The following is a 22,493-nucleotide window of genomic DNA, read 5'->3' as shown; positions in this document are numbered from 1 at the left end:
ATGCTGACCTACCTGCTGACCGAGTACTTCACCGCGGTCAACGCCGCCGACGACGAGGCGTCGGCCGTCGCCAACGCCGTCGAGCGGGCCACCGAGATGGTCGAGGCCGAGGTGGGCGCGGTGGTGCGGGAGGGCAAGGTCTCCGGGGCGTACGGATTCGGCGGTGTGATCCCGGAAGCGGGCCTCCTGGCCGTCGCCGCCGGTGATTCCCTGCTCGAGGTCGCCGACCTGGGCAAGCTCTACGCGGTGGCCAGCCCTCTGGGCGGCGAGGACGCGGACGCGATGATCGTCTGCCGGGCCGACGAGCCGTTCGCCCCCGAGGAGCGGCAGATGCTCCAGGGCATGGCGCAGGTGCTGGGGCTCGCGCTGCGCAGCATCCGGGTGCTCGCCGCCGAACGTCACCTGCGCGAGGAGAAGGAGCGCCAGGCGACCACGGCGCAGACCCGGCAGCGGCTGGTCGAGTCGCTGCTGACCATCCAGCGCGCGATCTCCGGCCGGCGGCCGCTGCCCGAGATCCTCGATGCGGTGACCGGCGGCGCGGCCGAGCTCTTGGACGGCGCGACGGTGTCGTTGCTGCTCGCCGAGGGCGGGCCCGATCGGCGGCTGAGTGTCGCCTCGACCTGCGGCGGCTCCGACGGCGGGCCGCTGCACGAGTCGGCTGCTCGGGCCGCGATGTCCGGCGGCACGGTGCTGATCCGCGCGGACGACAGCGGCACGGTGATCGCCGCTCCCGTGCGGGTGACCGGCGAGATGGCCGGCAGCCTGGTCGCCCACCTGCCCGGCTCGGCCAACCAGTGCACCGAGCAGCGCGACCAGCTCGCCGCCTTCGCCCAGCAGGTGAGCCTCGCGCTGACCGACGCGCGCACCGTCGAGGCGGTCCGCGAGGCACACCACGACCCGATCACCGGCCTGCCCAACCGGGCCCTGTTCCTGAAGATCCTGAACCGGGTCCTGGCCTCGCGGAACACCGACACCGATCCGACCAGCGTCCTGTTCATCGACCTCGACCGGTTCAAGACCGTCAACGACAGCCTCGGCCACGAGGCCGGCGATCAGCTGCTCGCCCTGGTCGCCCGGCGGCTGCGCGGCTGCGTACGGGCCAGCGACACCACTGCCCGCCTGGGCGGCGACGAGTTCGCCGCCCTCCTGCACGACTCTCCGGCCGGCGCCGCCACGAAAGTCGGCGAGCGGATCATCGCCGCGATCAAGGAACCGTTCCGGGTGGCCGGCCGCGAGATCTTCATCGGCGCGAGCATCGGCATCGCCACCTCACGCGACTCGGCCGAGCGCTCCGAAGCCCTGCTGCACAACGCCGACCTGGCCATGTACCGCGCGAAGAAGGACGGCCCCGGCCGGGTGCTGCTCTACGAGCCGTACATGCAGAGCGAGGCCCTCGACCACCTGAGCTTGCGCGGCGACCTCCAGCGCGCGCTGCGCGAGGGCGAGTTCCGCCTGCAGTACCAGCCCCTCGTCCGCCTCGGCGACCTCATGCCCACCGGGGTCGAGGCCCTGATCCGCTGGCACAGCCCGACCCGCGGTTTCGTCTCGCCCGTCGACTTCATCCCGATCGCCGAGGAGTTCGGCCTGATCGTCGACATCGGCCAGTGGGTGCTCGAGACCAGCGCCAAGCAGGTGGCCCACTGGCGCCGCGACTTCCCCGACCTGGGGCTCAACGTCAACGTCTCCGGTCACCAGCTGGTGCATCCCCGCTTCGCCGACACCGTGTTGCGCGCCCTGGCGATCGCCGGCCTGCCGTCCAGCGCCGTCACGCTCGAGCTCACCGAGTCGGTCCTGATGAGCGAGCCCGACCTCGGGAAGGCGGCCCTGCACGTCCTGCGCGGCCTCGGTGTGCAGCTGTCGATCGACGACTTCGGCACCGGCTATTCGTCGCTCGCCTACCTGCGCGAACTCCCCGTCGACGAGCTCAAGATCGACCGGGCCTTCATCGCCCGCGCCGAGCTCACCGGCGAGGATCTGGCTCTCGTACGGACCATCGTCGAGCTCGCCCAGATCCTCGGCCTGCGCACCGTGGCCGAGGGCATCGAGAACGCCAACCAGCTGTCCGCATTGCGCCGGCTGGGCTGCGCGTACGGCCAGGGATACCACCTGTGCCGCCCTACCGACCCTTCGGACTTACCCGCTCGCCTGGCCGGCCAACAGATCTTCACCCATCCGCGTACTTGATCACCGCGCTACAACATGGGAGATCCTTTTGGGGTACTTTTCGCCTAATTGGTGCTAATTACTCGGAAGGAACATTCCGTGACACCCTTCGCATTGTTCTTCCTCCTCGCACTTGCCGGCTCCTCTTGCTTCGCCCTCGGCCGCGCGCTGGGCCGGGGCGAGCGCTATGAGAAGGGCTACCGGGAGGGCTTCCGCGACGGCGAGACCGGCTCCCTGGCCCGAGCCGCCCGCCTGATCCAGCTGGACGCCCGCCCCGCCATCGCCCCCGCCGTCGAGTCGATGCTCGGCCCGTATTCCGTTCCCCAGCAGCTCCCCGGCCGCAGCGTCGGCCCATCGGTGGCCGCCGTCCCGGTGCGTCCCCAATTGGCTCTTTAAGACCACGCGGGGGTACGGCATCAGTCGTGCCCCCGCAGGTAATCCCGCACCGGTTCGTGCAGCCCAGCCAGCATGGTGGGGTCGCACCAAGCCACCTCCGCGACTTCTTCGGGGGCGGCCACGAACGCCGTACCCTCGATGACTTCGCAGGCGACGTAGAACATCATTCGACCCGTGTCGGGATGGACGCGGCTGCCGAGTGGGCGGATCGCCCGTACGATCAGACCTGTTTCTTCGAATGTCTCCCGGACCGCGGCGGCGACGCTGGTTTCTCCCGGCTCCACCTTGCCCGCCGGGAACTGCCACGAGAGCCGGCCTTCCGCCACCCGCCGCCGAACCAGCAGCACCCGGCCGCACTCGACGATCACAGCGGCGGCAATCATTTGTCGCGTCGAGACTCCAGCCATTCCCCGTTGTCGCGCAGTATCCACGCGAGGCCGTAAAGCGCGAACGCGACCAGGAACCAGCCAAAGGCAAATGCCGCACCGAGCGCCGAGTACTTGCCGTCCATTCGAAGGCTGATCAGGCCGACGACCACGGCGACAACCATCGTGAGCGGCAGCAGAGGCTGCTGGCTGGGGTGAGGATGACGTTCACGCACGGCAAGATCGTATCGACTACCTTCGAGCCGCGACGTCGCGCGGCGGCCAGATCGGCGCGAACGCCTCCTCCAGAGCCTCTCCAGGCGCTGCCGACGCACGTCGTTCGGGAGGTAGCTGGCTGTTCAAAAAACATGTATGTTCAGGGAGCGTGAACAACAGGTAATTATGAACGTCGGACCGGAGTGCGGATGCGACCAGGAAGCGACGAAGTGCTGGACGCCGCGCTGGCCCGACTCGCAGACGCCGGCGCCACTGTCGCCGAGATCGCCGCCGACGACAGCAACGCCGGTGGGCGGCTGCTACGGCTGACTCTCAACGGTGGCACGCTCACCTACGAAGTCCAGCTCAGGAGCAAGATCTCGCCTGCATCAGCGCACACCTTCCGGCCCTCTCCAGACCGACAGCTCCTGCTGATAGCACCCCACATCTCGGACCAGGCTGGAGAAGTGCTGCGGCAGCAGCACGTGCACTACGTCGACTCGGTCGGCAACATGTATCTCCGCGGAGATGGGCTACTGCTCGACGTGCGCGGACGTCGTGGTCCCTCGATACAGCCCGGCACGCCCGATAAGCCCCTGCGGGCGTTCAAGTCGAGCGGCCTCAAAGTGATCTTCACTCTGCTGGCCGACCCCGACCTGATCGCCGCGCCCTACCGCGAGATAAGCCAGGCCGGCGGCGTGTCCCTCGGCACGGTTCAGTGGGTGCTGGCCGAGCTCGAAAATGCCGGCTACGCGACCCTCAAGCCACGGCGGCTGTACCGAACTCGGAGCCTCTTCAACCGATGGGTGGAGGCGTACGCGTTCGACCTCTGGCCTCGCCTGGCCCTTGCAAGCTTCGACGCCATGGATCCGGACTGGTGGAAGAACGCTGACGACAGCGTTCGCGCGGCCGGCGCCCTGTGGGGCGGAGAGTCGGCCGCCCATCGAATCAACCCGAGGCTCCGACCGAAGCGGGCCGTTCTCTACGCCCCAGAAGTCCCGCGGCAGCTCGCCATGGATTATCGGTTTCGAAAACCCCAAGGGGAGGGGGGTGTCCAGATCCGCCAAATGTTCTGGCGTCTTCCGGCGAACCATTCCTTGACCGTGCCCACGCCATTGATCTACGGCGACCTGGTCGCCTCGGCCGACCCCCGGCTGACCGAGGCGGCTACCGACCTCCGGGAGAACGATGCGCTCCTTCAACGCCTCGACCGCGGCTGACCTGGAGCCAGTCGCATCGGTGCTGGCCGAACTGAGTCGCCGTGCGGACGAATGTGGCGTCGAGATCATGGTCGTCGGTGCCACCGCCCGAGACATCCTGATCCGCCATGTCGTGGGATCCGTCCCGGAGCGCGCCACGGCCGACATCGATGTAGCCGTTGCCGTCTCCTCCTGGTCAGACCTACGGCAACTTACCGAGCCTTTCGTGCGCCGAAAGGGCAGCGAACACAAATTCGAGGTGCAGCAAACCGAGGTCGACGTAATTCCGTTCGGCGCAATCGAAGACGCCAGCCGCACGATCACCTGGCCCGACGATCATCGAATGAACGTATTCGGATTCCAGGAGGCGATGGCCGCCGCAGTTCACGTGACGTTCCCGGGAAACCTGGTGGTCCCGGTGGCCTCCCTGCCCGCCCAGTCAGTACTGAAACTTCTCGCCTGGCAGGATCGCCACCATGACAACCGGCGCGACGCAATCGATCTAAAAAGCATCGTCTACGCCTATCACGAAGGCCCTTATCTCGAACAGCTTTATGTAGACCATCAAGAATTGATAGAAACCCACGAGTTCGATCCCAAGCTGGCCGGCGCTCACCGCATCGGACGAGAGGCCAGGTCATTGCTGGCGCCGGAAAATCTGGGACTTGTCACAGCGTTACTCGACTCCCCCGAGCAGTTCGCCCTGCTGGCGGCCGATATGGGAGGCATGGTGCGGGAGAATCGATCCATCCTGCTGGCCTACCGCAAAGGCTTCGCCTAGCCGCCGACAGCCTCAGCACGCGAGCGGCCGTCGCCACACGAGTTACCCGAGCCTGTGGCGCGCGAAGCAGTCAGGGCCGATCCCCCACATCTGGGGACCGGCCCTGACCTGCATCACTCTTGGTCGGGGTGGCCGGATTTGAACCGACGGCCTCTTCGTCCCGAAAGAAGGCGTCGTCCGCCGCGTAGCTCATCGCTGAGGTGCGCCGGTGGATAGGCCGGCGTTGTCGTCAGAGGAGCGTTATGACGATCGCGGCGAGTGTGCCCAGGGCTGTGGCGCCGGCCGCGAGGATCAGGGAGAGCTTGCCCTGGGGTTCGGATCGTCGCTGGGCAATTGCGCCGCAGACGATTGCCAGGACGCCGAAAGTCGGGGGCAGGACTATGCCCATCGGGGAAACCAGGATCGCGATCAGCGTCAAGAGGATGGCGGCTATGTCGAAGCGGTTGGCGGCTTGGGGGCGGGGGTCTTCGTTGGGCTGGCCTGGATCGGCGTAGGGCTGGATCGGGGGTGGGCCGTACAGCTGGCCCGGGTGGAGCGGGGACTGCGGCGGAGGCGATATCGGGGCCGAAGCGGCTGGTGGGGCTGCGATGGGGGCGGGGACTTGGGCTTGGATCGGAACCGGGGCGGGAGCTGTGGCCTGGATCGGAGCCGCGGCGGGGGCCATTGCCTGCGAAAGGACGGGTGCGAGTGGCGCCGGCACGGCTGCGACGGCCGGGGGTGTGGGTGGCGCCTGGAACGGCGGCGGGGCTGAGACCTGGGCCGGTGCCGGCGAGATTGGCTGGTCGTGTGGCTGCGGTGCCGGCTGGAGGTGGGATTGCAGCGCTGGGGAGACCGGCTGCGCATAGGACTGCGGGAGCGGCTGCGCGTAGGGCAGCGGCGCTGGGGAGAGTGGCTGCGCGTAGGAGTGCGGGGCCGGGGAGAGTGGCTGCGCGTAGGACAGCGGGGCCGGTGAGACCGGGTACGCGTGGGACTGCGGCGCTGGGGGGAGCGGCTGCGCAAAGGACTGCGGCGCTGGAGACACCGGGTGCGCGTGGGGCTCCGGGGCCGGGGAGAGCGGCTGCATGTAGGACGTCGGCTCGGGTGAGGCCAGGGGTGGCCCGCCGTCTTGTGTGGGCCGGTAGGTCGGCTCGGCGTATGTGGTGCTGGTGTGGGTTGGGGCTGGCTCTTCGTAGGTGGAAGTGCCGTAGCTGGGCAGGGAGTAGTCGCCGTAGGTCGGGGCGTAGTTGGTGAAGGTGGGTGGGCTGTAGTCGCCGAAGGTGGGGGTGGTGTAACTGGGCTCGGTGTAGGTCGGGGTGCTGAAGTCGGGGGTGGCGAAGGACGTCGTGGGGAAGTCGGAGCCGAGGTAGGACGGCGTCGTGGAGAGTGCCGACTGGGTGTGGGGCGCCGGGAAGGTCGACTGGCCGTTGGAGGGCGTCGTGGGGAAGGCCGGCTCGGCGTAGGACTGCGTGGTGGGGAAGGCCGGCTCGGCGTAGGACTGCGTTGTGGGGAAGGCCGGCTCGGCGTAGGACTGCGTTGTGGAGTACGCGGGGGCTGGGTGGGGGGACGCTGGGGTGTACTGCGCCTGGGACTGGGCCATGGGGGACGCTAGGGGTGTGGGGGGCCACGCCGGCTGCGGCGGAGAGTATGGGGGTGTCTGGGGCTCGGCGTGGAAGGTGGGGACCTGCTGGGTGGGGGCCGAGTGCCAAGCGGGGATTGTTGTGGTCGGCTGGCCGCAGGTGCCGCAGTAGGACGCCTGTGCGGACAGGGGGGAACCACAGTTGGTGCAAAGCATGGGGGTCTCCAGGGGGTAGTCCTGGAGTAGATCGGTCACTCGATGGGCGTCTTTAGGCGTCGAGAATGCTCGCCTCCGCCTGAGCAGCCGGGTGCCTCCGCTGCTGCGGTTGTGGTGCTCCCCCGCCCGTACGATATGGGGGGTTTTGGATTAAACGCCTAGCTGGCGGCGTACCTCGGCCGCCACCCGGCCGCCCTCTGCTCTTCCTGCTACGGCTGCCTGGGCGGCCTTCATCGCGGGGCCCATCTGTGCCTTGCCGGTGAAGCCTCCGCCGGCGAGAGCTGACTTGACCAGATCGGCGATTTCGTCGTCGGTGAGCTGTTTGGGGAGGTAGCGCTCGATCACCTCGCCCTCCTCGCGCTCCTTGGCGGCCTGCTCGGGGCGGTTGGCGTCGGCGAAGGCTGTGGCTGCCTCGCGGCGCTTCTTGGACTCCTTGCCGAGCACGGCCAGGACCTCGTCGTCGGTGAGAGCGCGTGCCTCGGTGCCGGCCACCTCGGCGTTGCGGACGGCGGCCAAGGCCATGCGCAGCGTCGCCGTCGTCAGCTCGTCTCGGGCCTTCATGGCGGTGTGCAGGTCATCGTTCAGGCGGTCTTTCAGCGTTCCCATGGACGGAGAAACTACTCTTGCCGTCATGCGCAAGCGTCCCCTTATTGCCCTGGCCGCCGGTGTGGCGGCGGCCGGAGCGGCCACTTTTGCCTACTCGTCGCTGATCGAGCGGAACCTTTTCACGCTGCGGCGCTTCGACGTGCCGGTTCTCGAACCCGACGCCGAACCGCTGCGGATCCTGCACATCTCGGACCTGCACATGATGCCTGACCAGCGGCGAAAGCAGGACTGGGTGGCCTCGCTGATCGGCACTGATCCGGATCTGGTCGTGGTTACCGGCGACAACATGTCGGACCCGGGGGCGGTGCCGGGGGTGTTGCGGGCGCTGGATCCGTTCCTGTCGGTGCCTGGTGCGTTCGTGTTCGGGTCGAATGACTATCGCGGGCCTGTCTGGGGAAATCCGCTGCGGTACGTCCTGCCTGGTGAGCGGGAGTATGTGCAGGGGGTTGACCTGCCGTTCGAGGATCTGCGTGGGGCGTTTGTCGACGCGGGGTGGGTGGATCTCAACAACGCCCGGACGTTGGTGAAAGCCGGTGGGCGGTCGATCGAGCTCGTGGGGGTCGACGATCCGCATGTCGAGCGTGATGAGTACGCGTCGGTGGCTGGTGCCGCGTCTAGCGGGGCTGACCTGCACATCGGGGTAACGCATACGCCTGCCTCGCGGGTGTTGGACGCCATGGCTGCCGATGGCTTCTCGTTGATGCTGGCGGGGCACACGCATGGGGGACAGGTTCGGGTTCCGTTTTATGGGGCTCTGACGACCAACTGCGACCTGCCGCTGTCGATGGCGCGAGGGGTGCATCGGTGGCCGGGGTCGGACGCCTGGCTGCATGTGTCGGCTGGGCTTGGAACTCACCCGACGGCGCCGGTCCGGTTCGCTTGCCGGCCGGAGGCCTCCGTGTTGACGCTGATACCTCGCTGAGCTGGGGTTTTGCGGGTCAGGGGATACCGATTTCGCGTCCGCGTCGGCGTCGGATAGTATTTCCTGGCAGCTCGGGGTGTGGCGCAGCTTGGTAGCGCGCTTCGTTCGGGACGAAGAGGCCGTCGGTTCAAATCCGGCCACCCCGACCATCGGTATGCCCTGACCAGCTATTAGCTGGCCAGGGCATACCTTTTGTCTATCGGGTTTTGAACCGTCCCCCGAAAACCCCTCACAAACCGATTGGCACGACGGAGTTCGTGCCAGGTTGCTTATGTGGCTCGGCAGGCGTAAATCCGTCCAGGACGGGCTCCCGCCGCCTGCTTGATTAGTCGCCGACTGGCCGCGGGCCGCAGTCCCGTGGTGCCTAGAGAGACGAATACTTCCAGTGTCTAGTCCCACCTGATGCTTAACGGATCCGTCCCAGGAGACGCTTGACGGTTGGTCTAGGTTTCGTTGCTGACTTTGCGGGGTGCCGGGATGAGTTCGTATCGGTGATGGTGTCCAGCTGGGCCGTGGCCGTCGAAGACGCGGAATGTGATGCCGGTGACCTCGACCGTGACCGGTTTGGCCAGCTCATTCCAGAGTGTCCCACCAACGCATGAGATCCAGGTCTGGGGTGTCTGGTTGGGTGAAGTGGAACGGCACGCCGAGGGCCGCAGCAACGGCGTGCCCCTTCTCGGTTGCCTCGGCGGCTTCCGGCCACGGCGGGACCTCGCCGAGAAACAGGCGGATGTCTCCGCCCCGCCGGATCCCGGCCAGTCCCACCTCATCAAAGCGTTCGTGGTGCTGACCGGGGCGTTCCACGATTGCTCCGAGCCAGACCATCCAGCCGAACGTGTCGCCGTCCCAGACGGCCTCGATGGCCGCCACCCGGTCAGGAATGGCTTTCGCCGCCGCGATGAGCTGCGGGAGCTCAACCGTAGGCTCCGGCTCGATCAGACCCTGCTCGGACAGCCACGCGAGCCGGTCCATCACCACGTTCTGTGCCTCGTACAGGCCCGGCTTCGGCTCCAGGCCGCCCTCCTCGCGCACCAGCTTGATTGCCTGAATTAGTCGACGGTTGCGCAACTCGTCATCAATACGCTTCTGTATTTCCTGTGGCAACTGCAGCCACATCAGGCTTCCTCCGTCGGCTTGGCGACCGTTGGGCCGCTGCACTGCTGATGTGCCCCATGACTCACCAGCTCATGTCGTCATCCTCGCCGTTCTGCTCCTCGCATCGATGGTGGCAGGCCGGTTGGCTTCAGGTTCCGAATCGCCAGCTGGTTCGTGCGACGGACGGTGCGTGGGCCGTCGTCGCAGGCGATGGTCAGGTCGGTGTCGGTGACGTCGATCGTGACGGTCTTGCCGGCGTGGACCCGGCCGAGCGCAACAACCTGGCGGGCGACCATGACCACGCCGGTGTCCGACACGCGGCGTTGCACCCGCACCGGCTCGATCGAGGGCAGCGGTGGCGGGCCGGCCGGACGCAGGCCGCGCAGCCGGGCCACCTCGTGCGGGGCGAGCGGGTTGGGCCGGGTGCGCAACAGCTGCCGGCTCTCGGGGTCGAAGAAGCTCAGCGTGGTGGCGTCGATGCGGATACTGACCCGGCGGCCGCCGAGGACGTCCGCGGCCAGGACGATGTGCTGACCCAGCGAGACGCTGCCGGTCCGATTCACGGTGCGGTCCACCTCGACCACATCCCCGGCCTGCGGCGCAGGCAGCGGCGGCGGACCGGCCGGGCGGCCACCGTGACGCAGCAGCCCGGCGAGGTCGGCAGCCGACAGGTGAGACCGGATCGTCTTGATCCGGGCGCCGGCGATGAGCAGGTGGATCACGTCGGGGTCGGCCCAGAACCTTACGGTCACCCCGGACCGGGCCGGGCCGAGCCAGAACTGCTTACCGGCGACCTGCAGGTTCCCCGAGGGCGGCACCACCCGGTCGAACTCGACCGCCGTCCCGGACAGGCCGGTCACCGGCGGAACAGCTAGCACCATCGGTGCCGGCAGGGCTTGGGGCTCGACCGGAACGGTCAACGAGGCGGGCAGCTTGAGGGGGACCACGCTCGGCCCCGCCGCGGTGAACCGGTCGGCCGGGAACGCCATGTCCAGGGACTGGTGCGGCCGGTCGGTGTTGTATTCGTGCCGGAACGCGTCGATCGCCGCTTGGGCGGTGTCGACGTCGGGCCACACCGGCACGTCGTCGAGCAGCTCGCGGCGCAGGGTCTGGTGGAAGCGTTCCACCTTGCCCGTGGTAGTCGGGGTGGCGGGCTGGGTGAGCCGGTGCACGACGCCGTTCTCCCGGCAGATCCGGTCGAACATCACCTCGCCACCGTTGCCGAACCGGGCGGTGAACTGCTTGCCGTTGTCCGTGAGCACCTCCTCGGGCAACCCGAACTCTTGCAGGGCGGCGGCGAAGGCGAGACACACTGCGCGGCCGGTGGCCCGGCGCACCACTGAGGCGATCACGCAATACCGGGAGTGTGGTCGTCGACGCCGGTCACGACCTTGGCCTCCGACCCGTCAGGCAGGAAGATCCCGCCCACGATGTCCATCTGCCACAGTTCCATCGGCCGGTCGCGTTCCCAGCGGATATAGTCCTTGCGGCCCCGGCGCCGTTGCTTCGGGGTCATCAGCCCGTGCCGGATCAGGATCCGATAAACCGTCATCCGCGACGGCACCTCACCAGGACAGCCGTGCCGGCCCAACTCGAACGCGATCCGCCGGGAACCCCACTTCGGGTGATGCCGGCGCAGCTCACACACCAACGCCTCCACCTCCGGCGACGCCTGATGAGCGCACCCATCCGGACGCCGCGACCGGTCCTGCAACCCCGCCAGCCCTTCGTCGGCATAGCGGCGCAGCCAGGCATGCACGCTCTGCCGGGACACCCCTGCCTTCGCGGCTACCTCCGTCACCGGATCCCCAGCGAGGACCGCCAGCACGGCCTGATACCGCTGTTCCACGATCGACATTCCCACCAGTGCCAATCCCGGCCCCCAGACCCTCGCGCTGCCGCAACAACACGTGATCAAGAAGCCGAATGGTGATCATGTCAAGCATCAGCTGGGACGCGAGTGTCAAGCATGTCCCGTGACGGGACAGACGAAGACTTCCAGCGCCTGTTCAGACTTTCTGTACGCCCTTCAAGGCGGCCCGAAACGGGCCGCTCACGCCGCCGAAGGGCGCGCGACCGTGCCACCGCTGGCGCTCTGGCCCGGATCACGCAAGCTGCCCGTCGGCTGGCGTGCAGGAGCGGAAGTCGGGCCGCGGCGACGCTAGGAGTACCTGGGTTGGGGTGAAGGAAGGTGGCCGGCTGCTGACCGGCGCGGCCTGGGCGACGCGGGCGAGCTGCCCGCTTCCGGCGCACGGCGCGTCGCGGCCGTCGAGCTACGGGTGCGGCGGCGCGCATGGTGTCCGGGCCGCTCCTCCACCGTCAAGGGCGCTTCGCGTCGCAAGTGACGGCCACCGGCCGCCCTGGACGGTGGGAGCCTCTGCGGCCCTAAGCGGTCAGGGGTCAAGCGGCGGTCACGTCCACCGAAGTGGTGTATGACCTGGTCTTTTGGGTCGATGAGAGGCGGCCATCGCAGATCCTTCGGATTGTCTAAAGATCACGAAGGAGGAAGCCTGCGATGGCCGCAGAACAAAGTCTGAACGTTGCGTCGTTGTTGCGCGAGCACCTGGAATCGGCGAGCCCTGATCTGCTGCGGGAGATGGTGAAAACCTTCGCCGACCTGCTGATGTCCGCCGAGGCCGACGCCCTGTGCGGCGCCGAGTACGGCGAACGCAGCCCTGAGCGCACGAACTCACGCAACGGCTACCGAGCTCGGGAGTGGGACACCCGGGCCGGCACCGTCGAGCTGGCCATTCCCAAGCTGCGACAGGGCTCGTATTTCCCGGACTGGCTGCTGCAGCACCGCCGCCGGGCCGAACAAGCCCTCGTCTCAGTCGTCGCCACCTCGTATCTGCTCGGCGTCTCCACGCGGCGCGTCGAAAAACTGGTAGCGCAGCTCGGGATCAAGCAACTGTCCAAGTCCCAGGTCTCGGAGATGGCCCGCCATCTGGACGCGCAGGTCGAAGCGTTCCGCAACCGGCCACTCGATGCCGGGCCTTACACGTTCGTGTGGGTCGACGCCCTCGTGATCAAGGTCCGTGAACACGGCCGCACGATCAACGTCCACGCCCTGGTCGCGGTCGGCGTCAACGATGACGGCGGCCGGGAGGTCCTGGGCCTGGAGATCTCCAGCGACGAGGACGGCGCCGGTTGGCTGGCCTTCCTGCGCTCGCTGACCGCCCGCGGCCTGGCCGGGGTCCGGCTCGTGATCTCCGACGCCCACCGCGGGCTCGTGAGCGCGATCGGCGCCGCACTGCCCGGCGCCGGCTGGCAACGCTGCCGCACCCACTACCTGCGCAACCTGCTCGCCAAGGTCCCGAAATCCGCGCAGCCATGGGTGGCCACCCTCGTGCGCACGATCTTCGACCAGCCCGACACCGACGCCGTCGCCGCCCAGTTCACCCGGGTGCTCGACATGATCAGCGAGAAGTTCCCCGACGCCGCCGAACACCTCGACGACGCCCGCGAGGACATCCTCGCCTTCACCGCGTTCCCGACTGAGCTCTGGCGGCAGATCCGCTCGAACAACCCGCAAGAACGCCTGAACAAAGAGATCCGCCGCCGCACCGACGTCGTCGGGATCTTCCCGAACCGGGCCGCGATCATCCGCCTCGTCGGCGCCGTGCTCGCCGAACAGACCGACGAATGGACCGAAGGGCGCCGCTACATGGGCCTCGAGATTCTCCGCAAAGCCCGCCTCACACCCATCACCACCAGCCAAAACCCCGAACCCGCCACCCCGCCAGCCGAGATCGCCGCCTAACATCAACACCAACGGATCAGCGCTGGCCGCCTCTTACACCACGCCCGTGGACGTGACCCAAGCGGCAGGCCGGTCGCCTGCCCGCAAGAGGGCGCACGCCGCCGCACCCGTAGCCGACTAGGTGTCGCCCTCGGCCGATGTCAAGCGTGCCTTGACGCAAAACCTTTAGGCAGGGCATTGATGATGCGATGTTGCTTGGCCAACCAAAGGGGCTGGTGTCATCGTCGTCAACAACGCCTACAGAAGCGTGATAGTCAACGAGGCAGCCTGAAGAAATCTCTCGACGATGCGACGGAGTCAACCCAATCTAAAAACTCGCCCCAACGCAATTCCCAAAGATCTATGAGATCGGCTAGATCCTGATACGAGGTGCGGCGACCAATCTCACCCGCCGTTGAACTGCCATGGGCGACCGCATTCCGCTGCACGACGACGCCGTCAATCTGTTCCCATACCTCGCGGAGTATAGGAGCTGGATCACCGAATCCGAATACTCGACAGAATGTCGAGACCTGAGTGCGCTTGAAGTTTGTACCGTCGTTCGGGAAAACGTTGGTTGAAATTGAGCAGCTTCTCGAATCATGTACAGTGCCAACGACGTCAAAACCGCTTTTCCAGATGGCTGTGGGGCTGGCTCCGGCGACCGCCTGCAACTTGCCGAATGCGGCAATCACTTTGAATCCCGGTTGCAGGCGCCGATTGCCCACCCGCATGTTCATGGCCTCCGACAACAAGGAACGGCATAGCGACTTGAGCAGGTTCTCATATGCGGCATAAAGGAGGACGATGGAAAGTCCTCGTATCTCTCTCGACGTAGCTGTCGTGTTACCTCCAGGGTGAGCATCATTGAGTAGTAGCCGAATCGTGGCGAGGCGATCTATGAGTTCCCCTCGCTGTACAGCCGAGCTAAACATCGCTGTGGAGGAACCGGTCCCGACAATACTCAATGCGCCCACGCAATCGATGCCTGGTATTTGTGGCGCCGGTCGTAAGGCGGCGAAGATCCTCGGACGTTATCCAATCCAAATTCTTCGGCACGCCAAGATGAGGATTCTCCTGCAGTGCCAGAGCCGCACCTACCGAGATGGCTTCATAGAGGTTAACTGGCGTCTGATTTAGTCGTGATCTGATTCCGTTCGGAAAAGCTTTCGCAAGGAAGTTGAATGTTTGACGAAATACCTTAGCTCGCGTTTTTACATCGGGATTCCTGTGGGCGTCTTGAGTAAATTCGTTTAAAAACTCAATCACTGAATGCGTGAATTCGCCGTAGCGCTCGAGAAAGGCAAAGAATCGAAGGACATACTCTTGCGGTGTTCCATCCTTTTGCCGACTTTCCGGAATAACGACGACGGTCCTAAATGGCTGGATCTCGGACAACTCAACCAGGAGATTGATAAATTCACCACGATAAACGCACTCCCGAATCTCGTGAGCCGTTAGCGAGATGCCGCCTGTATTTAATCGTTCGAACAAGTCGTACCTGACCTGCAGGTCGCTCTTGTCGTTCAGCACGACCACTTTCATCGGACGATCTTCAAACGCGGTCTTCAGGTCATCTGGAAGGCTGTCGAAAGTCTCACCCTCGAAAGTGTTCAGCTTCTCAAGGTTCTTAAGTGCGAGCGCGGCGGTGTCTACGCCGGTGGCGTTTCTTGCCCGTGAGTCTCCTGCAAAGCTCACTAAAGTGAGGAGCCGCTGGATGCCATCAACGACTTCCCACTGAGTTTGCATGCTTTCGGTGCTATTGGTTGCCATGAATAGAGGCGGCACCGGAACACCGAGAAATACAGACTCGATGAGGCGGGATTGCCGCGTTCGGTCCCATCGGAACTGGCGTTGATAGATTGGCGCTACATCGATGCGATGTCGCACCACGCGACGGAGTAGTTCATCGACCGTCACGTCATAAGTATCAAAGTCAACTGTCCGCCGCTGGGCGGCCAACTGCGCGCGTTGTTCAGCGGAGCCCACGCAAGCACCACGTCCTTAGGGTGTAGTCGATGGCAGCCTATCGTTGTCATCCAACGGTTACTGAGTGACCACCGGGGTGCCCGCAGCCGGACGTCCACCGACTCCGCTGGACCGTTGTAGCAGCTCAGGGATCACCCCACTGCTGCTCGGGCGACCATGATCCTTTCTTGGACACGGAAGACGCCAATTCACTCTAATACGGTCCTGATCGACGTACCATTGATCCGTCGTGGAGGGCAGGTGGCCTGCAGTGGGACGTGAAACTCCCCCGTGACGGGTTCGACTCCCGTCCTCTCCACGACACATTGGCTCCCGACAGCACGAGATATCAGCCGTCTGACCTCGCGCACGGCTTGCGCCTTACCAGACGGCCCGTACTCAGTCGATTACAGATGCGCGCGCCAGATCTGTGCCAGGTCAACCGGTCACCACTGGGCAACTGCGTTGAATCTCGGGAGGTCGACCTACGTTCCTGCTGGTAACCGCACCGCAGCTCAGCGATCTTGGCTAAGTGCCGTCCTGGCAGTGTGGGAGTCAGCCCGTGGGCTTTGTCTGCTAACCCAACGGCAGCCGACTCCCAGAGGGCAGAGGCTCAGTTCGCTTCCGTGGCCGCCGAGTCGTTGCCGCGCGGCCCTGGGCCTGGCCCTGGGCCTGGGCCTGGGCCTGGGCCGAGCTTTTCGAGGATGTGCGAACTGTCCGGAGCAACGGCCGGCTTGACGATGTAGTGCTTCTTAGTGATCTCTTCGCTCTCGTGGCCCAGCTGAGCTGCGGCGTTCTTGGCGCTGGCCTCCTTGTCGATGAGGCTGGCGACCGTCTTCCGGAAGCTGTGTGGGGTGACCCATTCGAGGCCGGTGTCGGTGCGGGCTTGGCGCCACTGCCGTCGTACGTTCTGCGGCGACAACCAGGTTCGTCGCCGCGAGACGAATATCGCGTCGTAAGAGTTCTGGTCGGCGTCGAGCTGGCGGGCCATGAGCATCCCGACCGCGAAGCGGGGCAGGATGACTGTTCGGTAGCCGGCGTCGGTTTTGGTCCAGTCCTGACGGAAGAAACCCTTGCCCTTGACGTAGACGATCGTGCCGCAGATGGTCACGGTCGGTCGTGCGGCGGCGAGGTCCACGTCTTCCCAGCGCAGGGCCAGGATCTCGCCGATGCGGGCGCCGGTGGCGAGCAGGAGATCGACGATGTCGGCGAGGTCTCCGCTGTGCCGAGGTCCCGGCTTGCCTGGCGTGGGCTGCTGCCACGTCCGAATGGCCGCACGGACTGCTTCAAGCTGGTCTGTGTCCAGGGCGACAACCGTACGGCGGGGCTTACGCAACCGCGCGGTGTCGCGAACGGGATTGCTCGTCAGTGCGCCTCGCCGTGTCGCTAGGGCGAACATTTGGCTGAGGACGACCTTTGCGCCTTTGGCCGCTGACGGGCGGTCTTTGGCGACCTCGCGCAGGAACTTGTCGAGCCGGCCGACGGTGGCCTCGCGAAGCCTGAGGTTCCCGACGGCCGGCAGGATCGCGGTCCGCAGGCTCGTCCTGTACCGGTCGACGGTTTGTAGCGTGACGCGCTCTTCGGCCAGGATCTCGTCGACCCAAAACCCGGCCAGCTTGCTGACAAAGGTCTCGCGCGTGATCTCGTCGTCGTTCGGGGTAGCCCGGTCGCGCAGCCTTTCCTTTAACGCCCGGACGGCCGCCGGCCCGGTGGTGCCGGTGGCCTCCACGTCGCGGGTTTTGCCGTCGTAGTCGCGGAAACGGGCTCGGGCACAGAACCGGTTGGCACCGAGCGTCTCTGTGCGGATATTGCCGTACGTTCCGATCGGCAGCGAAGGTCTGGCCATGACTCACCGCTCCGGATCGGTGCGGGAGTCGAGCCAGCGTTCGACCTCACTGCGCCGGTAGCGCAGAGTGTTGCCAACCCGAATAGCGCGAGGGCCTTTGCCTCGGCTGTGCCACGCGTAGAGGGTGTTCTTCGGCTTGCTCAACCAGGCGGCGACGTCGTCGATGGTCAGAAGCGGGTCGGGCCGCCATTCGGTGCTGGGCGAGGCGCTCATCGCCGGCCTGCTGCGTCGAACACACCGTGATTGACTCGCTCGTGGTTCGCGACGACGTTGGATCGAAGCTGGGGGCGTGGGCAGGGCGAGCACGAATCCGATCCTCTCGAGTGCGGCTGATGATTCACCAGGACAGCCAGAGGACGTCCGTGGACAACTTGAGCGGCTCGTCTTGCGAACGCCGGCATTCGCGACGTACGTACGCTGCGATTTCTCCCCTCTGTGGTCGAGTTGATCGTGGTGATCGTTGGGCCTCCCTTCTCTCGATGAATGGCGTCCGCGCGGACGTCCGTCCGTTCGTCCGTCCGCGCTGAATGCGCAGACGCGCGCGAGGCTGACGGACGTCCGCGCGGACAACCGGGTCACGCTCGCCAGCGCCCGCGAGTGACTTGCCGGGCGCGTCCGGTCGCGGCGAGCGCCTGAAGCCGGTCGTAGATCCAGGTGCGTCGCATACCGGTCACGTTGATCAGTTCGGGGATGGATAAGCCGTCGTCAGGTGCCTGATCGAGCGCCGTCGACAAGGCATGGTCGGGATCATCGGCGGCTCTGGCCTGCGGTTCGAGGGCGCGGGGCTGTTGGTCAATCGCGCTTCGGGAGAGCGGGTCGAGGTCGGGCCGGTGGTCGGCGAATCGCGCGGCCGTTCCCCGTACGTGCTCGTCCGTGACGAGGTAAGCGCGAGCGCGGCGCGGCTGGTTGTGACCGTCGGCTAGGACGTAGAACTTGCCGGGAGCGTCGAGGGCGTGGGCGTGCCAGCCGGCGGAGAGCATGCCTTTGTCCAAGATGAGGTCGACATCGCGGCGCTCGCGGACGCGCAGGCAGACGCGAACGCTCATCTGTGAGCGGAGCGTCCCGCCGCCCATGGCCTTCTGCGTCGGCCGTTGAGTTGCTGCGATCAGGTCGACAGCGACGGCACGACCTCGGCGAGCGACCGAATCCGCGTACGGGATTGCGGCCGGCGCCGTGTCGGCCAGTTCGGCGTACTCGTCGATGACGATGCCCAGCGCCGGCGTACGTGGCGTGGGCTCCCAGACACGGGTGTTATCGCGGCTGGATGCGTTGGCGCGGGCGTCAAGGATTGCGACGGCGTCCGCCAGCAGTTCGACGGCCTCATCCGGGGTGGTCGCGAGCCGCGCGAGGCAGGGTGCCCACGGCCGCAGTTCCATGCCGCCTTTCAGGTCGATGCCCCAGAGAACGACATCGGCGCAGGCGGCGAGGTTTCCGAGGATGACGTTCAATACGCCGCTCTTGCCTGAATCGGTGGTGCCGCCGATGAGCGCGTGCCGTCGGAGTAAGGGCACGCGGACGGTGGTCGCGTCCTCGAAGACGCCGAGTTCGATCGGGTCGGCAAGAGAGCGGGCGGATGGGCCAGGCCACGGGATCGCTCCGGCGTGCGGGTCGACGGCCAAGACCCGCATCGTGCAGCGGCCAGCGTGAGCAGCGTCCTGCTCGACTCGGACCGCACCCGGTCGGGTGCCCAGGGCCGATTCAATGGCTGGCACCCGCGCCACGACGTCGGCGACGCTCTGTCCCGGCCGCAGCTTCATCCGAGCACGCCAGCCCCAGGTGTCCACGATCGCGGACATGATGCGCGAGCCGTCGAGCCCGATCGTGTCCGCGAGGTCAGGCCAGGCGTGGATGACTCGGTCCACCCTGACGCGGGCTCGGCGACGCCGGTGCGCCCACCACGGCACGCCAAGCGCAACCAACGCAATGATGAGGACGGTCGGAAGCGGGGTCTTGGCCGGACCGAGTGCCGTCGCTGCAGTGAGCCAGCCTCCCGCGACGGCGGTTGCGGTCGCGGCGTACGTGCGTTCCTCGGCGCGTAGCGCGCCCCAGGGCAGTCCGCGCAGCCCGGCCGCCGCAGCAGCAATGGCCGTGAGGGCTGCGACCAGCGGCCAGGCGTCGGGATGAGTTTGGTGCAGGACGAGTCCAGCAATGCCGAGCGCGGCGGCGACGGTGATCGGAGCAAGTTCCGATCGGTACCGGAACAGGCTGCGTCCAACTGCGGCCAGGGCCACGATGAGGAGCGGTTCATCGGGTACGAGCAGAAGCGGTTGCGGGTGCCGGCGGTTCCACCGGCGGTGCCGACGTCCGTACGCCCTCATTGTTCGCCTGCGGTGATCAGCGAATCGCGTTGCGCGGTGACCTCGTCGCGGACGTAGTAGAGCGGGTCTTCCTCGCCGTCGTTGTGCGCCGCGAGGCTGGCACGTGCGGCGGCGAGCAGGTTGGCGTGGTCGAGTCGGGTCCAGGCCAGGATTCGGCGGATGCGTTCGATCTCGGCGAGCAGGGCTGGGATGTCTGCGATGGCGGTCCAGACATCGAGCGGTGTGCGGCTGCTAGGGAGATGAGTGGGATGCCGAGGTCGCCGAGCCGGTGCAGCAGTCCGTGCAGCGCGGCCTGGTCGGCGATCGGTCCGTGGAGGGTGGTCGTGCCGTCGGGTTGGGTGGTTACGGTGAGCCCGCCGAACCACGCCGACCACCGCTGATCGAGGTGACCCTCGACGCGGATCTCGTACTGGTGGCTGCTCACGACCGCGAAATTAGGCGCCGATGTGGTGACCGGGCATCACATCAAGTGGTGAGCGCAGTGGTGATTCAGCGGCGCGACAGCAAATGGAGCTCATGTGCCCGCCGGACGGCGGCGCGGCGGTTGGTGACGCCGAGCTTGGTGTAGATGTGCTTGGTGTGGGTCCGCACCGTGTTGAGGGAGACCATCAGGTGGCGTGCGATGGACGGGCCGTCGAGGTCGCCGGCGAGCAGCCGCATGACGTCGAGCTCGCGGTCGCTGAGCGGCTCGATCAGGACGGCCCGAACGGGTGCCGGGGCACTGGCGTGGGCGAGGGTGGTCAGCCCCAACTCGTCGAGGAGAGGGAAAGCGTCGGCGAAGACCTGGACGAAGCCCTCCGGCTCGGCCAGCGCCAGTGCGCGTTCAACCGTGACCCGCGCCCCGGATGCGTCCTCGGTCGCGCGGCGAGCCAGGGCAAGCACGACCAGGATCTCGATGAGAGTGCCGTGACGGCCGCCGGATGAGGCCGCCGTGGCCAGATTTTCGAGCAGGGGGATCGCGGCCGAGGGCGCGATGATGCGGGCCACCGTCAGCTGCTCGTACTCGTGCAGGTAGGACGAGGTGAGGTCGCGGCCGCGGGCCCAGGCGAGCGCCGCGGCGATGTCGCCGTTCGCCGCCAGCATCCGGGCGCGCAGGGCCGCCACCGGGCGCACGTCGGGCGAGAAGTCACCCACGTACACGCGCTGGGCGTCCTCCAGGAGCCCGATCGCGGCGTCCCGGTCGCCTTCCGCCTCGCGGAGCAGCGCCATCGCCACCCGCCAGCGGTACGGGTTCTGCGGTAGGCCGGCCTCCTCTCCGAGAGCCGTGCTCCGGCGCAGATGCTCGGCGGCCGCGGCCAGGTCGCCACGCTCGTAGGCGATCTGGCTCAACCCGACGTGCATGTCACGGGTGCCCCGGATCGCGGGACCGTGCTCCTCGGCGAGGCGCAGCGCGTCCTCGTACGTGTGATGGGCCTGATGCAATTGACCTTGGATGAGCTCGAGATCGGCGAGCGTGATCGAACAACCCAGGACGTCGGACACGTAGCCCACCCGCCGCAGCCCCTGCGCGGCCGCGGCGTAGCCACGATGCGCGGCCTCGAGATCCCCGGTCGTCCAGGAGGCGAGCCCGGCCAGCGCCGACGCCGACGCGCGGAGTAGGTGATCGTCCTCGGGAACCAGTTGAGTCGCCGTCCGCGCGTGCGTGATCGGTGCGGCCGGGTCGCCGGAGATCAAGGCGAGGGCGGCCCGGTACATCTCGATGCCCGCGGGTACCCGGGCGAACTCGGTCTGGTCGATCACGGTGAAGTCGCCCCCGGCCAGCGTCGCCTCGATCTCCCGCAGCCGACGATCCACGTCGCCGAACTCGTTGCTGGCCATCAGGCCGCCGACCAGGCCGATCGCCAGGACCGGCCGGCGGGCGAGCACCTCGGCGGGCACGTCGTCGGCCCACCGGCGCAGCACGGCCTCCTGGCGGTGGCGTCGCAACTCCGGAACCGCCTTCTCGATGATGTCGGCGGCCCGCTCGACGTCGTCCGCGGCCAGCATGTGCCGCACCGCCGGGAGCGGATCGCCGGCCCGATCGAACCAGTCGCCGGCTCGCCGGTGCAGGCCCGCCACGTCGTCCGGCCGCTCGTCGAGCAGGTGGGCGTGCAGGACGTCGCGGAAGAGGTGGTGGTAGCGATACCAGCGCCGCCGATCGTCCAGCGGCACCAGAAACAGGTTGGCCCGCTCCAGCGATTCGAGCATCGCCCGGCCGCGGGTGCCCTCGGTGACCGCGTCGCACAGGTTGCCGGTGAGCCTCTCGAGGATCGAGGTTTCCAGCAGGAACCGGCGCACGGTCTCGGACTGCCGGTCCAGGACCTCTTCGGCGAGGTAGTCGACGACGAAACGGTCATCTCCGGCAAAGCCGTCGATGAATCCGGCCGCGTCGTCCCGGCCTCGCAGCGACAGTGCGGCGAGCTGCAGGGCGGCAACCCATCCTTCCGTACGCCCGGCCAGCTTGCCGATGTCGGCCGCGCTGAGCTTCACCCCGGTCGTGGTCGTGAGGTAGTCGCCGGCCTCCTCGGCCGTGAACCGCAGGTCGGCGGCCCGCACCTCGGTCAGCTCGCCGCGGGCGCGCAGCCGGGCCAGCGGCAGACCGGGATCCGTGCGGGTGCTGATGATGAGTCGGACCTGGGGTGGCAGATGGTCGACGAAGAACTCCATGCTCGGCCGCAATGCCGGCCCGTCCGCGAGGTGATAGTCATCCAGGACGAGTGCAAGATCCCCAGGAAAAACACTCAGTTCATTGAGTACGGCGGTGAGCACCGCCTCGACGGGCGAGTGGCCGGCCTGGAGCAGCAGGGAGATGGCGTCCGACCCGGTGCCTGGGGCGGCTCGATCCAGCGCGGTGATGACATACGTCCAGAAGGTGCGCGGCGAGCCGTCGTCGGCGTCCAAGGATATCCAGGCGACGGCGGCGTTCTGGCCGGCGACCCACCGTTCCAGCAAGGTCGTCTTACCGAAGCCGGCCGGCGCCGAGACGAGAACCAGGCCCGTGTTCTCACCGAGCCGCCCGGTCAGGCGGGGCCGGGCCAGCGTGCCGGCACGCGCCCGGGGCAGGAAGAGTTTGGTCTCGACGAGCGGCCCGATCACCCGTCCATTGGATCGCACGAGCGACTGAACCCT

At 67.0% G+C, this 22,493-nt stretch carries 17 protein-coding genes, 1 tRNA gene and 1 pseudogene; 7 read left to right on the top strand and 12 right to left on the bottom strand.

Going from position 1 to position 22,493, the window contains the following annotated elements; genetic code table 11:
* Together ACQPZX_RS48120 and ACQPZX_RS48115 are read left to right on the top strand one after the other, a co-directional pair.
* On the top strand, nt 1–2,184 hold the full coding sequence (locus ACQPZX_RS48120) for a putative bifunctional diguanylate cyclase/phosphodiesterase (protein ID WP_433371753.1): 2,184 nt from the start codon (nt 1–3) through the stop codon (nt 2,182–2,184).
* Between the two features lie 78 nt (nt 2,185–2,262).
* Nucleotides 2,263–2,559, top strand: coding sequence for a hypothetical protein (locus tag ACQPZX_RS48115; RefSeq protein ID WP_396032209.1), 297 nt, complete (start codon nt 2,263–2,265; stop codon nt 2,557–2,559).
* Between the two features lie 20 nt (nt 2,560–2,579).
* Here ACQPZX_RS48115 and ACQPZX_RS48110 read toward each other — a convergent pair whose 3' ends face one another.
* Both ACQPZX_RS48110 and ACQPZX_RS48105 read right to left on the bottom strand, forming a co-directional pair.
* Nucleotides 2,580–2,927, bottom strand: a complete 348-nt coding sequence (locus ACQPZX_RS48110) for an NUDIX hydrolase (protein WP_433371749.1) — start codon at nt 2,925–2,927, stop codon at nt 2,580–2,582.
* 11 nt (nt 2,928–2,938) lie between these two features.
* Nucleotides 2,939–3,160 (bottom strand): hypothetical protein, encoded by a 222-nt coding sequence (locus ACQPZX_RS48105; RefSeq protein ID WP_433371746.1) that lies wholly within the window; start codon nt 3,158–3,160, stop codon nt 2,939–2,941.
* 210 nt (nt 3,161–3,370) lie between these two features.
* Between ACQPZX_RS48105 and ACQPZX_RS48100 the strand changes: the two genes are divergently transcribed.
* The gene (locus ACQPZX_RS48100) at nt 3,371–4,360 is read left to right on the top strand and encodes a type IV toxin-antitoxin system AbiEi family antitoxin (RefSeq protein ID WP_433371743.1); all 990 of its coding nucleotides are present in this window, start codon (nt 3,371–3,373) and stop codon (nt 4,358–4,360) included.
* Nucleotides 4,329–5,120 (top strand): nucleotidyl transferase AbiEii/AbiGii toxin family protein, encoded by a 792-nt coding sequence (locus tag ACQPZX_RS48095; protein ID WP_433371740.1) that lies wholly within the window; start codon nt 4,329–4,331, stop codon nt 5,118–5,120. The genes ACQPZX_RS48100 and ACQPZX_RS48095 overlap by 32 nt, the downstream gene beginning before the upstream one ends.
* Before the next feature lie 229 nt (nt 5,121–5,349).
* Here ACQPZX_RS48095 and ACQPZX_RS48090 read toward each other — a convergent pair whose 3' ends face one another.
* On the bottom strand, nt 5,350–6,696 hold the full coding sequence (locus tag ACQPZX_RS48090; protein WP_433371737.1) for a hypothetical protein: 1,347 nt from the start codon (nt 6,694–6,696) through the stop codon (nt 5,350–5,352).
* 345 nt (nt 6,697–7,041) lie between these two features.
* Entirely contained in the window at nt 7,042–7,497 is a 456-nt protein-coding gene (locus ACQPZX_RS48085; protein ID WP_433371735.1) for a GatB/YqeY domain-containing protein, read from the bottom strand.
* A gap of 25 nt (nt 7,498–7,522) precedes the next feature.
* Between ACQPZX_RS48085 and ACQPZX_RS48080 the strand changes: the two genes are divergently transcribed.
* Complete coding sequence (locus ACQPZX_RS48080; RefSeq protein WP_433371732.1) at nt 7,523–8,419, top strand: metallophosphoesterase; 897 nt, start codon at nt 7,523–7,525, stop codon at nt 8,417–8,419.
* A 72-nt stretch (nt 8,420–8,491) separates the two neighbouring features.
* A tRNA-Pro gene (locus ACQPZX_RS48075) sits at nt 8,492–8,568 on the top strand.
* Between the two features lie 424 nt (nt 8,569–8,992).
* On the opposite strand, the gene ACQPZX_RS48070 is transcribed toward ACQPZX_RS48075, so the two are convergent.
* Nucleotides 8,993–9,535 (bottom strand): hypothetical protein, encoded by a 543-nt coding sequence (locus ACQPZX_RS48070; RefSeq protein WP_433371729.1) that lies wholly within the window; start codon nt 9,533–9,535, stop codon nt 8,993–8,995.
* A 77-nt stretch (nt 9,536–9,612) separates the two neighbouring features.
* Nucleotides 9,613–11,372 (bottom strand): annotated as a pseudogene (locus ACQPZX_RS48065) (IS481 family transposase).
* Nucleotides 11,373–12,029: 657 nt separating this feature from the next.
* Between ACQPZX_RS48065 and ACQPZX_RS48060 the strand changes: the two are divergent.
* Complete coding sequence (locus ACQPZX_RS48060; RefSeq protein ID WP_433371726.1) at nt 12,030–13,274, top strand: IS256 family transposase; 1,245 nt, start codon at nt 12,030–12,032, stop codon at nt 13,272–13,274.
* Nucleotides 13,275–13,528: 254 nt separating this feature from the next.
* Here ACQPZX_RS48060 and ACQPZX_RS48055 read toward each other — a convergent pair whose 3' ends face one another.
* From ACQPZX_RS48055 to ACQPZX_RS48030, 6 genes are all read right to left on the bottom strand, one after another.
* The gene (locus ACQPZX_RS48055; protein WP_433385965.1) at nt 13,529–14,188 is read right to left on the bottom strand and encodes a HEPN domain-containing protein; all 660 of its coding nucleotides are present in this window, start codon (nt 14,186–14,188) and stop codon (nt 13,529–13,531) included.
* Nucleotides 14,181–15,242 carry a DUF262 domain-containing protein gene (locus tag ACQPZX_RS48050; RefSeq protein ID WP_433371723.1) on the bottom strand — a complete coding sequence of 354 codons (1,062 nt, stop codon included), beginning with the start codon at nt 15,240–15,242 and terminating at the stop codon, nt 14,181–14,183. The genes ACQPZX_RS48055 and ACQPZX_RS48050 overlap by 8 nt, the downstream gene beginning before the upstream one ends.
* A gap of 592 nt (nt 15,243–15,834) precedes the next feature.
* Nucleotides 15,835–17,067, bottom strand: a complete 1,233-nt coding sequence (locus ACQPZX_RS48045) for a tyrosine-type recombinase/integrase (protein WP_433371720.1) — start codon at nt 17,065–17,067, stop codon at nt 15,835–15,837.
* A gap of 3 nt (nt 17,068–17,070) precedes the next feature.
* The gene (locus tag ACQPZX_RS48040; protein ID WP_433371717.1) at nt 17,071–17,280 is read right to left on the bottom strand and encodes a helix-turn-helix transcriptional regulator; all 210 of its coding nucleotides are present in this window, start codon (nt 17,278–17,280) and stop codon (nt 17,071–17,073) included.
* Nucleotides 17,281–17,642: 362 nt separating this feature from the next.
* Entirely contained in the window at nt 17,643–19,298 is a 1,656-nt protein-coding gene (locus ACQPZX_RS48035) for an FtsK/SpoIIIE domain-containing protein (RefSeq protein ID WP_433371714.1), read from the bottom strand.
* A 576-nt stretch (nt 19,299–19,874) separates the two neighbouring features.
* A complete protein-coding gene (locus ACQPZX_RS48030) occupies nt 19,875–22,460 on the bottom strand; it encodes a LuxR C-terminal-related transcriptional regulator (RefSeq protein WP_433371711.1) in 2,586 nt (861 codons plus the stop codon).
* Nucleotides 22,461–22,493: the final 33 nt, after the last annotated feature.

This window comes from Actinoplanes sp. CA-142083 (assembly GCF_050942195.1).
Lineage (GTDB): Bacteria > Actinomycetota > Actinomycetes > Mycobacteriales > Micromonosporaceae > Actinoplanes.
This window is presented reverse-complemented; position numbering and strand designations above follow the sequence as displayed.

Bases quoted from the DNA above. Each gene is read 5' to 3' on its own strand.
- ACQPZX_RS48120 (WP_433371753.1), top strand. From the start codon at position 1: ATGCTGACCTACCTGCTGACCGAGTACTTCACCGCGGTCAACGCCGCC.
- ACQPZX_RS48095 (WP_433371740.1), top strand. From the start codon at position 4,329: ATGCGCTCCTTCAACGCCTCGACCGCGGCTGACCTGGAGCCAGTCGCA.
- ACQPZX_RS48090 (WP_433371737.1), bottom strand. From the start codon at position 6,696: ATGGCCCAGTCCCAGGCGCAGTACACCCCAGCGTCCCCCCACCCAGCC.
- ACQPZX_RS48085 (WP_433371735.1), bottom strand. From the start codon at position 7,497: ATGGGAACGCTGAAAGACCGCCTGAACGATGACCTGCACACCGCCATG.
- ACQPZX_RS48080 (WP_433371732.1), top strand. From the start codon at position 7,523: ATGCGCAAGCGTCCCCTTATTGCCCTGGCCGCCGGTGTGGCGGCGGCC.
- ACQPZX_RS48070 (WP_433371729.1), bottom strand. From the start codon at position 9,535: ATGTGGCTGCAGTTGCCACAGGAAATACAGAAGCGTATTGATGACGAG.
- ACQPZX_RS48060 (WP_433371726.1), top strand. From the start codon at position 12,030: ATGGCCGCAGAACAAAGTCTGAACGTTGCGTCGTTGTTGCGCGAGCAC.
- ACQPZX_RS48055 (WP_433385965.1), bottom strand. From the start codon at position 14,188: ATGTTTAGCTCGGCTGTACAGCGAGGGGAACTCATAGATCGCCTCGCC.
- ACQPZX_RS48045 (WP_433371720.1), bottom strand. From the start codon at position 17,067: ATGGCCAGACCTTCGCTGCCGATCGGAACGTACGGCAATATCCGCACA.
- ACQPZX_RS48040 (WP_433371717.1), bottom strand. From the start codon at position 17,280: ATGAGCGCCTCGCCCAGCACCGAATGGCGGCCCGACCCGCTTCTGACC.